Raw genomic sequence first — 11,143 nt, 5'->3', positions numbered from 1 at the left:
CGTCGTCCGGCGGCGGCACCTCGTCGTCCGGCGGCTCGGCGGGCACGAACACGAGGTCGGCGTACGGGTCGGCGTTCGGGTCGCTCACCCGCACGATCGTAGGCGCCGCCACCGACGCGACGGGGCGCTCCGGGACGGCTGTGGACGGCGCGGCCCCGCCGGCACCGGCGGCCCGGACGCGGCGCGGCGCTCAGCCGCGGCGCTCGCGGACCAGGGCCACGGCGCCGGCGACGGCCACGACCACCTCGGCGACGCCGGCCACGACGGCCGTCGGCTCGACCTCCGGCTCGTGGACGCCGAGGAACCCCACCGTCAGGGACAGCAGGTACGCGGCGAGCGTCGCGACCCCGTAGCCCAGCGCGCCGAGCGGCGGCAGCCAGTGCCGCCACGTCACCAGGAGCACAGCCAGCACGACGCCGGCGACCGCCTGCAGCAGGAAGAGGGGGCCGACCCCGGGGATCGTGCGGTAGCCGTCGAACCACAGGACCAGGTGCACGGCGGCGGAGACGACGGCCGCGACCGCGGCGAGCCACCGCACCGCGGTCGCCCGGTGCGCGGGAGCGGTCGGCGCGTGGGCCGGGGGAGCCGGTGGCACGCCGTGCTGCGACGACGTCATGATGTCCATGCAACCACCGTCCGCCGGGGCCGGCGGGGTGGGTGCCCCGGTCGACCGCCAGAAGGAGCCCCGATGCCCAGCACCCCGCCCCCGGTCACCCGCCGCCGCGTCCTGGTCGGCGGCGCCGGCGTCGCCGGCGCCTGCCTGCTCGCGGCGTGCACCGAGCAGCGGCCCACGCCGCAGGGCGAGGCCACCGCGCTCGGCTCGCTCGAACCCGGCACGCGGGTCGTGGCGCTCGCGGACGTCCCGGTGGGCGGCGCGGTGAGCGCCACCCTCGACGGGCACGACGTGCTCGTCACGCAGCCTGCCGAGGGCCTGGTGCACCTGTTCAGCGCGATCTGCACGCACGCCGGCTGCACCGTGCAGCCCGCCGACGGCGAGCTGGACTGCCCCTGCCACGGCTCCCGCTTCGCGCTGACGGACGCGGCCGTGCTCGGCGGCCCCGCGCCCGAGCCGCTGCCCGAGATCCCCGTCCAGGTCAGCGGCGACGACGTCGTGCTGGCCTGACGCCTCGCCGGGCCACGAGGCCCGGGCGTGAGGGGTCTCACCATCCCGGGCTGAGACGCGCGGACCAGCCGCGCGACCCGCTCCGTAGACTGGGCGGGTGACGATCCCCTCGACGCAGGACCCGACGTCGGCGCGCCCGGCGGCGCTGCCGCTGCGGCCCGAGCTCGCCGGCGAGGAGCCCTACGGCGCCCCCCAGCTCGACGTCCCGGTGCTGCTGAACGTCAACGAGAACCCCTACGCGCCGGCCGAGGACGTCGTGGCCACGATCGCCGCCGACGTCGCCGAGGCCGCGCGCGGCCTCAACCGCTACCCGGACCGCGACTTCCTGCCGCTGCGCGCCGCGCTGGCCGACTACCTCGCGCGCGAGTCGGGCGTTCGGGTGGCGCCGGAGCAGGTGTGGGCCGCGAACGGCTCCAACGAGGTCATGCTGCACCTGCTGCAGGCCTTCGGCGGCCCCGGGCGCACGGCGCTGTCCTTCGCGCCGACCTACTCGATGTACCCGGAGTACGCCCGCGACACGCACACCCGCTGGGTCACCGGGCGCCGGGCCGAGGACTTCACGCTCGACCCCGAGCACGCCGTGGCCACCATCGAGGCCGAGCAGCCGTCGGTCGTCCTCCTGGCGAGCCCCAACAACCCCACCGGCACCGCGCTGCCCGCCGCCACGGTCGAGGCCGTGCTCGAGGCCGCCTCCCGCGTGCGCGTGCCGGACGCCCCGGACGGCGCGGGCGCCGTCGTGGTCGTGGACGAGGCCTACGCCGAGTTCCGCCGCACCGGCACCCCGTCGGCGCTCGAGCTGCTCGACCGGTACCCGCACCTGGCCGTCACGCGGACCATGTCCAAGGCGTTCGCCGCCGCGGGGCTGCGGCTGGGCTACCTCGCCGGCGCCCGGCCCCTGGTCGACGCGCTGCGGGTGGTGCGGCTGCCGTACCACCTGTCCGCCGTCACGCAGGCCGCCGCCGGCGCCGCGCTCAAGCACACCGAGTCGCTGCTCGCCCAGGTCGACGCGCTGCGGGCGGAGCGGGACGCGGCGGTCGCCTGGCTGCGCGCCCAGCGCGGCCCCGACGGCGCCCCGCTGGTCGTCGCCGAGACGGACTCGAACTTCGCGCTGTTCGGCACCTTCCCGGACCGGCACGCCGTCTGGCAGGGTCTGCTCGACCGGGGCGTGCTCATCCGCGAGGTGGGACCGGACGGGTGGCTGCGCGTGTCGATCGGCACGCCGCAGGAGATGGAGCGCTTCCGCACGGCGCTCACCGAGGTGATCGAGGAGCTGAGCAGCTGATGGCCCGCACCGCGCGCATCGAGCGCACCACGTCCGAGTCGAGCGTCGTCGTCGAGCTGGACCTCGACGGCACCGGCCGCACGGACATCAGCACCAGCGTGCCGTTCTACGACCACATGCTCACCGCGCTGGGCAAGCACTCGCTGATCGACCTGACGGTCAAGGCGTCCGGCGACACGCACATCGACGCCCACCACACCGTCGAGGACGTCGCGATCGTGCTCGGCGAGGCGCTCAAGGTGGCCCTCGGCGACAAGCAGGGCATCTCCCGCTTCGGCGACGCCACCGTGCCGCTGGACGAGGCGCTCGCCCTGGCCGTCGTCGACGTGTCCGGCCGCCCCTACCTCGTGCACGAGGGGGAGCCCGCCGGGCAGGAGCACCACCTCATCGGCGGGCACTTCACCGGGTCGCTGACCCGGCACGTGCTCGAGTCGATCGCCCACCACGCGAGCATCTGCCTGCACGTGCGCGTGCTCGCCGGCCGCGACCCCCACCACATCGTCGAGGCCCAGTTCAAGGCCCTGGCGCGCGCGCTGCGCGCCGCCGTCGCCCTCGACCCGCGCGTCGAGGGCATCCCGTCCACGAAGGGTGCGCTGTAGCAGCATGTCGACCTCGCCCAACCCCGGCAACGGTCCCGAGAACCCGCACGACGGCGACGCCGCCCTGCCGGACGCCGAGCTGCCCGCGGACCTGGAGATCCCCGACGACCTGTCGTCGCTCACCGCGGCGAAGGACCCCGAGCTCGCGGTGCTCATCACGCAGGTGGCCGACGCCCAGGCGCTCGCGGCGGCCTGCTCCCTGGCCGACCTCGACGTGGACGCCGCGCCCACGCCGATCGGCGCCCTCGCGGTGCTGCGCAGCACCGCCGACGACGCGCCCGCGCGCGCCGCCGCCGCGGTGTCCCAGCTCGTGCGCGGCGTGCCGCTGGTGCTGGTCACGCGCACGTCCGGGCAGCTGACGGCCGTCCGCTACGAGGACGGCCGGCCCGACGGCGAGCTCGCCCCGGGGCTCGTGCTCGGCGGTGCGCCCGAGGCGCTCGAGGACCTGGTCACCGGCCAGGCCACGGTCGCCGACCTGCCCGGCGTCGTGCCGTCGTCGAGCATCGGCAAGTTCAAGGCCATGCGCATGCTCACCGGCGCGGCGCGCAAGGCCCGCAAGCAGAAGTGAGGTGACCGGCGTGAGCGAGAACGAGAGCGAGAGCGTCCCGCCGCTGCTGCCCGACGGCGGCGCCGCGGCCGACCTCAACCGGCGGCCCGCCCCGCGTCCCGCGACGGGCCGGCCCGACGTCGTCGTGCTCGACTACGGCTTCGGCAACGTCCGCTCGGCCGTGCGCGCCCTCGAGCGCGTCGGTGCCGACGTCGAGCTGACCGCCGACCGCGACCGCGCTGCCGAGGCCGACGGCCTGGTGGTGCCCGGGGTCGGCGCGTTCGCCGCGGTGATGGAGGGCCTCAAGGCCGTGCGCGGCGACCAGGTCGTCGAGCGCCGCATCGCCGGCGCCCGGCCGGTGCTCGGCATCTGCGTCGGCATGCAGGTCATGTTCGAGGCCGGCGTCGAGCACGGCGTGCGCGCCGAGGGCCTCGGCCAGTGGCGCGGCGTCGTGGAGATGCTCGACGCCCCGGTGGTGCCCCACATGGGCTGGGCCACCGTCGAGGCGCCCGAGGAGACCACGTTGTTCCGCGGCATCGAGGACGAGCGGTTCTACTTCGTCCACTCCTACGCCGCCCAGGAGTTCGCCCAGGGCCACGACGAGCACGCCGACCCCCGGTTCACGCCGCCGCGCGTCACCTGGGCACGCCACGGCGGCCGGTTCGTCGCCGCCGTGGAGGACGGCACCCTGGCCGCCACCCAGTTCCACCCCGAGAAGTCGGGCGACGCCGGCGCCACGCTGCTCGAGAACTGGGTGAAGTCCCTCTGACCCGCGAGGCCGCGGCGCCGGGTCCGAGCCCGGCGCCAGCCTCCCCCGCACCGATCGCCACCCACGCCACCAGGAGAAGACCGCATGACCGACCGCCTCGTCCTGCTGCCCGCCGTCGACGTCGCCGACGGCCAGGCCGTCCGCCTCGTGCAGGGGGAGGCCGGCTCCGAGACCTCCTACGGCGACCCGCTGGCGGCAGCCCTCGACTGGCAGGCGGGCGGCGCGGAGTGGGTGCACCTGGTGGACCTCGACGCGGCGTTCGGCCGGGGCTCCAACGCCGAGCTGCTCGCCGACGTCGTGGCGCGCCTCGACGTGCAGGTCGAGCTGTCGGGCGGCATCCGCGACGACGCGTCGCTCGAGCGTGCGCTGGCCACCGGTGCCCGCCGGGTCAACATCGGCACGGCCGCGCTCGAGAACCCGGAGTGGACCGCCGCGGTCATCGACCGCTACGGCGACCAGGTCGCCGTCGGCCTCGACGTGCGCGGCACCACGCTCGCCGCGCGGGGCTGGACGAAGGAGGGCGGCGACCTGTGGGAGGTGCTCGCGCGCCTCGACGAGGCCGGCTGCTCCCGGTACGTGGTCACCGACGTCACCAAGGACGGCACGCTGCAGGGCCCCAACGTCGACCTGCTGCGCGAGGTCGCCTCGCGCACCTCCGCCAAGGTGGTCGCCTCCGGCGGCATCGCCACGCTCGACGACCTGCGCGCGCTGCGGGGACTCGTGGGCGACGGCGTCGAGGGCGCGGTCGTCGGCAAGGCGCTGTACTCGGGGGCGTTCACGCTGCCCGAGGCGCTCGAGGTGGCGGGGCGCCCGTGACGTCCGACGAGCAGCAGGGGCAGCAGCCGGACGGGCCGGCGCCCGAGGACGCCCACGACCACGGCGCGCCGGACGCCGCCGGCGGCCGGTCGCTGCCCGGGCACCTGCGCTCCATCCAGCCCACGTCCCAGTTCGCCGGCGACGACGGCTCGGCCGACCCGGAGCTGGCCGCGCTGCTCGACGGCTACCGCGAGGGGAGCACGCCGCTGCGCGACGTCGTCGCCCGGCTCGCCGCCACGCGCGTGCTCGTGCCGGTGCTGGCGGAGCTCGAGGCGGCGGAGTCCGTGGTGGTCGACGGCCAGGAGATGCACGTCGACAAGGAGGCGTCCGCGGGCGTCGTCGCGCTCGCCGCTCCCGACGGGCGCCGCGCCCTGCCCGTCTTCACCAGCGTCGCGGCGATGCGCGCCTGGCGCGCCACGGCCCGCCCCGTCCCGGTCGACGCGCCGCGCGCGGCGCTGTCCGCGGTGAGCGAGGACTGGGCGCTGCTGATCGTCGACCCCGCGGGCCCGGTGCCGGTCACGGTGCCGCGCCCGGCGGTGTGGGCGCTGGCGCAGGGCAAGCAGTGGCGGCCCGCGCTCGTGCCGACCCAGGACGGGATCGTCGTGGACGACGAGGTGCTGGCGGCGGTGCGCCTGGCGGCCGAGCCGGTGCAGCACGTCGTGCGGGTCGGCGCGCAGCCCGGCCGCACGGCGGAGGTCGCCGTCGTCCTCGCGCTCGACCCGGGCCTGGACCGCGCCGGGCTGGACGCCGTGCTGCGGCAGGTGAACGCCCGGCTCGGCGCGTCCGAGGTCGTCGCCGAGCGCGTGGACTCGCTCGAGCTGCGGATCGCCGCTGCCCGCTGAGGCGGTGCCTCGGCCCACCTCGGCCCACCTCGGCTCGGCGCGCCCCGGCCCGGCCCGCGGCGCTCAGCCCGTGCAGGGCGTCGCGGGCGTGAACGCGCCGGCGTCGGCGAGCACCGCCTGCAGCGTCGACAGCGGCACGAGCAGCGACCGGCCGTCCGCCGTCTTGGCGTAGACGACGCCGACCACCCGTCCCTCGGCGTCGAGCGCCGCCGACCCCGAGGAGCCCGGCTCGACCGGCGCGTCGGTGACCAGCACCGGCCCCAGCGTGGCGTGCAGCGGGTCGGTCGTCTCCCCGACGACCGTGCCCTCCGTGACCGTCAGCGCCCCGCCCTCGGGGTAGCCGACGACGGTGACCGGGTCGCCGGCGCGGGGGTCGGCCTCGCCGAGGGCGGGGAACGACGGCAGCGGGTCGCGCGTGCGCACGACGGCGAGGTCGGCCAGGGCAGCCGTGCTCGCCGTCGCCACGGCGAGGTCGCGCCCGTCGTACGTGCTCACCTGCAAGGAGCTGGCGTCGGCGACCACGTGCCGGTTGGTGATCAGGGTGTGCTCGTCGATCGCGAACCCGGAGCCCGTGGACAGCTCGCCGCAGCCGACGTTGCGCACGCGTACCGCCATGCGGCGCACGGCGTCGAACCCGTCGGGGGAGAGAGCAGCGGCGTCGGACGGCGCGATCGACGGGGCCACGGAGGCGAGGTCGGTGGGCACGATGTCGCTCGCCGCGATCGCCGAGGGCTCGTCGGACGGCAGCGCGGGGAACGGCGGCAGCACCGCGCAGCCGGCGAGCAGCGCGCCGACGACGGTCGCGCCCAGGGAGCCCGCCGGCGCGCCGCGCACCGCGCCGGCCCGCCGGGTCGTCACCGCTCGAGCTCCTGCTGCAGGGCGGTGTTCGCGTCGGTCGCGCCGGCGCACAGGTCGGCCACCTGCTCGCGGAACTCCTCGAGCTGCGCGGCGTCGTACCGCTCGGGCGCGGCGAGGTACTCGATGAGCTGCGCCTGGCCGGCGGTGCACCGGCCCAGCGCGTCGGCGACCACCCCCGCGGCGTCGCTCACGCGGCGCTGGTAGTCGAGGTACTGCTGGGCCACGACGTTCTCGTCGCCCAGGCGTGCCTTCTCGTCGGCGAGGTCGGTGATCCGGGCCGTCGCCGTGGCGAGCTGCTCCCGCGCGGCGGCCAGCTCCCCGCCCGCGGCCGCCAGCCCGGCCTCCAGGCGCGCCACCTCGGCGGCCTGGTCGCGAGCCTGGTCCTCCCAGGCCTGCGCCGAGGCCCGCCACCGGTCGGCGGCCAGCCACAGGTAGCCCGCCAGGGCGAGCGCCGCCGCGAGCAGGACGCCCAGCGCCCCCACGAGGAGGGTGCGGCGCGCCCGGCGGCCGGGACCGGCCGGCGCGGCGCCGAGCACGGGCACGGGCACGGGCACGGGCACGGCGTCCCGGGACGGGGCGGCGGGCTCGGGGCTCATGCGGGCGGGCGGCGGCGCGTCAGACGACCGAGCCGGTGTACTTCTCGCCGGGGCCCTCGCCCGGCGGGTCCGGGATCACGGACGCCTCGCGGAACGCGAGCTGCAGCGACTTGAGGCCGTCGCGCACGGACCGGGCGTGCTGGTTGCCGACGTCCGGCGCGGACGCGGTGACGAGCGCGGCGAGCGCGTTGATGAGCTTGCGCGCCTCGTCCAGGTCGAGGTGCCCCTGCTCCTCGGCGTCCTCGGCCAGGCCGCACTTCACGGCGGCGGCGCTCATGAGGTGCACGGCGGCGGTGGTGATCACCTCGACGGCGGCGACGTCGGCGATGTCGCGGGTGGCGGAGTCGACACCGTCGTGCGCGGGCTCGGGGGTCCCGGCGGCGCCGGCGGTCTCGGGGGTGGTGCTCATGGCCGCCATCCTAGGTGCCGCCGGTGACGCCGCCGGCGGCGGTGACGTCACCGGCGGCGCGGACGCGACGGAGGCCGGACCCCGTGGGCGGGGTCCGGCCTCCTGCACCGGGCGGGACGCCGGGCGACCGGCGTCGGGCGTCAGATGCCGATCGGCTCCACGTCCGGGCCGCTGCCGGCCGCGACCGGCGTCGGCGCCGGGCCGGAGGTGACCTCGACGCGCAGCTTGGCGCCGAGCTCGGCGTCGACGTTCGTCCAGTACTGGAAGAACCGCTCGCGGATGGCCTCGACCGTGATGGCCTTGCCCTGGCCGGTCAGCGTCTCGAGGAAGCGCGCCTTGGCGGCGTCGTCGAAGACCTCGCGGTACAGGGTGCCGGCCTGGCCGAAGTCGTCGTCCTCGGCGTGCAGGCTCGCGGCGGTGCGCACGAGCGCGCCGTCGTTCTCCCACGAGCCCTCGGCCACGCGCGTCGGGTCGGCCGACGGGCCGCCGAACGAGTTCGGCGCGTAGACCGGCACGCTCGGGTCGTTGAAGTGGTGGCGCTGCGAACCGTCCTGGGAGTAGTTGTGCACCGGGGCGGCGTGCGGGGCGTTGACCGGCAGCTGGTTGTAGTTGGTGCCCACGCGGTAGCGCTGCGCGTCCGGGTAGGAGAAGACGCGCGCCATGAGCATCTTGTCCGGCGAGATGTCGGTGCCCGGCACCTGGTTCGCCGGCGAGAGCGCCGCCTGCTCGATCTCCGCGAAGAAGTTGCGCGGGTTGCGGTTGAGCGTGAAGTGCCCGACGTGGATCAGCGGGTAGTCCGCGTGCGGCCAGACCTTGGTCAGGTCGAACGGGTTGAACCGGTAGTCCTTCGCGTCCGCGTACGGCATGACCTGGACCTTGATGTCCCAGGTCGGGAAGTTGCCGGCCTCGATGTTCTCGTACAGGTCGCGGCGGTAGTAGTCGGCGTCCGCACCGGCCAGGCGCTCGGCCTCGGCGTTGTCCATGCTCTTGACGCCCTGGCGGGAGATGAAGTGGTACTTCACCCAGAAGCGCTCGCCGGCGGCGTTGATCCACTGGTAGGTGTGCGAGCCGTAGCCGTTCATCTCGCGCCACGAGGTCGGCAGGCCGCGGTCGCCCATGAGGTAGGTCACCTGGTGGGCCGACTCCGGCGACAGCGTCCAGAAGTCCCACTGCATGTCGGCGTCGCGCAGGCCCGAGCCCGGCAGGCGCTTCTGCGAGTGGATGAAGTCGGGGAACTTGATCCCGTCGCGGATGAAGAACACCGGCGTGTTGTTGCCGACGATGTCGAGGTTGCCCTCGGTCGTGTAGAAGCGCAGGGCGTAGCCGCGCACGTCGCGCCAGGTGTCGGGGGAGCCCTGCTCGCCGGCGACGGAGGAGAAGCGCAGCAGCACCTCGCCCTTGGTCCCGGGCTGGAAGGCCGCGGCGCGGGTGTAGCGCGAGACGTCCTCGGTGATCTCCCACTCGCCGAACGCGCCGCCGCCCTTGGCGTGGACGATGCGCTCGGGGATGCGCTCGCGGTTGAACTGCGCGAGCTTCTCGACGAGGTAGCGGTCGTGCAGGACGGTCGCACCGTCGGCGCCCACGGTGAGGGAGTGGGCGTCGCTCGTGACCGGCGTGCCGGTCTGCGTCGTCGTGTAGGGCATGGTCATGCGGTGTTGGGCCTTCCTGTGGTCCGTGATCGGGAGGTCCCGATCGCGAGGGGGATCAGCTGGCGCGGGCGGCGGCGCACTGCGGGCACAGGCCCCAGTACGTCACCTCCGCGAGATCGATGACGAAGCCGTGGTCGCTGCTGGGCGTCAGGCACGGCGCGTGCCCGACGGTGCAGTCGACGTCGGCGACGACGCCGCACGAGCGGCACACGACGTGGTGGTGGTTGTCGCCCACGCGGCGCTCGTAGCGGGCGGGGTGCCCGGCCGGCTCGATGCGCCGCAGCAGGCGGGCCTCGGTCAGGGCGTGCAGCGCGTCGTAGACGGCCTGCACCGACACCGAGCCCAGCGCCTCGCGCACCGTCCGCACGACGTCGTCGGCGGTCGCGTGCGGCACGCCCGCCACCGCCTCCAGGACGGCGACGCGCCCGGCCGTGACCCGCAGGCCCGCGCCGCGCAGCTGCTCGGCCGGGGCCGGCACGCCCGCCGCGCCGCCTGCCGTCGCGGCCGCGTCGACGCTGGTCGCGCCCGACGTCGTGGCCTGGGGGTCCGTGGTCATGGCGGTGACGCTAGCGGGTTTTCTGGAATGATTCCAGTGTCCGGCGCGTCGCCCGGCGTGTCGCCGGTGACGCCGCCCGGCAGGTGGCCCGGGGCGCCTGCCGGGTCGTGCTATTCTTGACGGCTGACCGACCTGGTGCCCCACGGGGCGCCGGGTGCACCAAGTGGATCACCTCCCACCCGAGCCCCGACTGGCCGCGAGCCGACAGGGACCGGGTCCGGTCGGACGGCGCGACGTCGCCGTCCACCCGTCGCGGTCGCCGCACTCCGGCGACCGTCGTCGGGCATGCCGAAGGCCTCCACCCTGGTGCTCAGGGCGGGGGCCTTTCCTCGTTCCTGGTGGTCCACCGACGACTTCCTAGGAGCATCACCATCAGCGAGCCTCGCATCAACGATCGGATCCGCGTCCCCGAGGTCCGACTCATCGGTCCCGGCGGGGAGCAGGTCGGCGTCGTCCGCACCGAGGTTGCCCTGAGACTTGCCCAGGACGCCGACCTCGACCTCGTCGAGGTCGCCCCGGACGCGCGCCCGCCCGTCGCCAAGCTCATGGACTACGGCAAGTTCAAGTACGAGTCCGACATGAAGGCGCGCGAGGCGCGGCGCAACCAGGCGAACACGGCTCTCAAGGAGATCCGCTTCCGCCTGAAGATCGACCCGCACGACTACGCCACCAAGAAGGGCCACGTCGAGCGGTTCCTCGCGGCGGGCGACAAGGTCAAGGTCATGATCATGTTCCGCGGCCGCGAGCAGTCGCGCCCGGAGATGGGCGTGCGCCTGCTGCAGCGCCTGGCCGACGACGTCGCGGAGCTGGGCTTCGTCGAGTCGATGCCGAAGCAGGACGGCCGCAACATGACCATGGTCCTCGGGCCGGTCAAGAAGAAGGCGGACGCCAAGGTCGAGCAGCGCAAGCGCGCGTCGGAGGTCAACTCCCAGCGCCGCACGAAGTCGGAGGTGCGCCGCGCCGCCGCGGAGGAGCCGCAGGACGCCGAGGCCCCGGCCGAGGCGCCGGAGCCCGTCGCGGAGACGCCGGCCGCTGCCCCCGCCGCTGCCCCCGCCGAGCAGGCGGCGCCCGCCGCGCCGGCCCCGGCCGCTGCCCCC

The 11,143-nt window shown here is 75.6% G+C and carries 14 protein-coding genes; 8 read left to right on the top strand and 6 right to left on the bottom strand.

Going from position 1 to position 11,143, the window contains the following annotated elements; genetic code table 11:
* Positions 1-190: 190 nt before the first annotated feature.
* The gene (locus tag GSF02_RS17640; protein ID WP_159798675.1) at positions 191-625 is read right to left on the bottom strand and encodes a hypothetical protein; all 435 of its coding nucleotides are present in this window, start codon (positions 623-625) and stop codon (positions 191-193) included.
* 63 nt (positions 626-688) lie between these two features.
* Here GSF02_RS17640 and GSF02_RS17635 point away from each other — a divergent pair, with 63 nt between their 5' ends.
* The 7 genes from GSF02_RS17635 (at position 689) to GSF02_RS17605 (ending at position 5,978) form a co-directional block, all read left to right on the top strand.
* The gene (locus tag GSF02_RS17635; protein WP_159798674.1) at positions 689-1,123 is read left to right on the top strand and encodes a QcrA and Rieske domain-containing protein; all 435 of its coding nucleotides are present in this window, start codon (positions 689-691) and stop codon (positions 1,121-1,123) included.
* Positions 1,124-1,220: 97 nt separating this feature from the next.
* Complete coding sequence (locus GSF02_RS17630) at positions 1,221-2,405, top strand: histidinol-phosphate transaminase (RefSeq protein WP_235915673.1); 1,185 nt, start codon at positions 1,221-1,223, stop codon at positions 2,403-2,405.
* Positions 2,405-3,004: an imidazoleglycerol-phosphate dehydratase HisB gene (hisB, locus tag GSF02_RS17625; RefSeq protein ID WP_159798673.1), complete on the top strand. Its 600-nt coding sequence runs from the start codon at positions 2,405-2,407 to the stop codon at positions 3,002-3,004. The genes GSF02_RS17630 and hisB overlap by 1 nt, the downstream gene beginning before the upstream one ends.
* Before the next feature lie 4 nt (positions 3,005-3,008).
* Positions 3,009-3,572, top strand: a complete 564-nt coding sequence (locus tag GSF02_RS17620) for a hypothetical protein (RefSeq protein ID WP_235915672.1) — start codon at positions 3,009-3,011, stop codon at positions 3,570-3,572.
* 10 nt (positions 3,573-3,582) lie between these two features.
* Positions 3,583-4,320, top strand: coding sequence for an imidazole glycerol phosphate synthase subunit HisH (gene hisH, locus GSF02_RS17615; protein WP_408003917.1), 738 nt, complete (start codon positions 3,583-3,585; stop codon positions 4,318-4,320).
* Between the two features lie 84 nt (positions 4,321-4,404).
* A complete protein-coding gene (priA, locus tag GSF02_RS17610; RefSeq protein ID WP_159798672.1) occupies positions 4,405-5,136 on the top strand; it encodes a bifunctional 1-(5-phosphoribosyl)-5-((5-phosphoribosylamino)methylideneamino)imidazole-4-carboxamide isomerase/phosphoribosylanthranilate isomerase PriA in 732 nt (243 codons plus the stop codon).
* A 104-nt stretch (positions 5,137-5,240) separates the two neighbouring features.
* Complete coding sequence (locus GSF02_RS17605) at positions 5,241-5,978, top strand: SseB family protein (RefSeq protein ID WP_159798679.1); 738 nt, start codon at positions 5,241-5,243, stop codon at positions 5,976-5,978.
* A gap of 63 nt (positions 5,979-6,041) precedes the next feature.
* On the opposite strand, the gene GSF02_RS17600 is transcribed toward GSF02_RS17605, so the two are convergent.
* From GSF02_RS17600 to GSF02_RS17580, 5 genes are all read right to left on the bottom strand, one after another.
* A complete protein-coding gene (locus GSF02_RS17600) occupies positions 6,042-6,836 on the bottom strand; it encodes a S1C family serine protease (RefSeq protein WP_235915671.1) in 795 nt (264 codons plus the stop codon).
* Entirely contained in the window at positions 6,833-7,432 is a 600-nt protein-coding gene (locus GSF02_RS17595; protein ID WP_235915670.1) for a hypothetical protein, read from the bottom strand. The genes GSF02_RS17600 and GSF02_RS17595 overlap by 4 nt, the downstream gene beginning before the upstream one ends.
* Positions 7,433-7,451: 19 nt before the next feature.
* Positions 7,452-7,841, bottom strand: coding sequence for a DUF1844 domain-containing protein (locus GSF02_RS17590; protein WP_159798671.1), 390 nt, complete (start codon positions 7,839-7,841; stop codon positions 7,452-7,454).
* A 140-nt stretch (positions 7,842-7,981) separates the two neighbouring features.
* Positions 7,982-9,490 (bottom strand): catalase, encoded by a 1,509-nt coding sequence (locus GSF02_RS17585; RefSeq protein WP_159798670.1) that lies wholly within the window; start codon positions 9,488-9,490, stop codon positions 7,982-7,984.
* Positions 9,491-9,545: 55 nt separating this feature from the next.
* The gene (locus tag GSF02_RS17580) at positions 9,546-10,046 is read right to left on the bottom strand and encodes a Fur family transcriptional regulator (RefSeq protein ID WP_159798669.1); all 501 of its coding nucleotides are present in this window, start codon (positions 10,044-10,046) and stop codon (positions 9,546-9,548) included.
* 338 nt (positions 10,047-10,384) lie between these two features.
* Between GSF02_RS17580 and infC the strand changes: the two genes are divergently transcribed.
* Positions 10,385-11,143, top strand: a 759-nt coding sequence (gene infC / locus GSF02_RS17575) for a translation initiation factor IF-3 (RefSeq protein WP_235915669.1), incomplete at its 3' end; no start/stop codon positions are given.

The sequence above is a fragment of the Puerhibacterium puerhi genome, assembly GCF_009846865.1.
Taxonomy (GTDB): Bacteria; Actinomycetota; Actinomycetes; order Actinomycetales; family Cellulomonadaceae; genus Puerhibacterium; species Puerhibacterium puerhi.
Note: the sequence above shows the minus strand (reverse complement) of the source record. Positions and strands in the feature narration are given on the sequence as shown.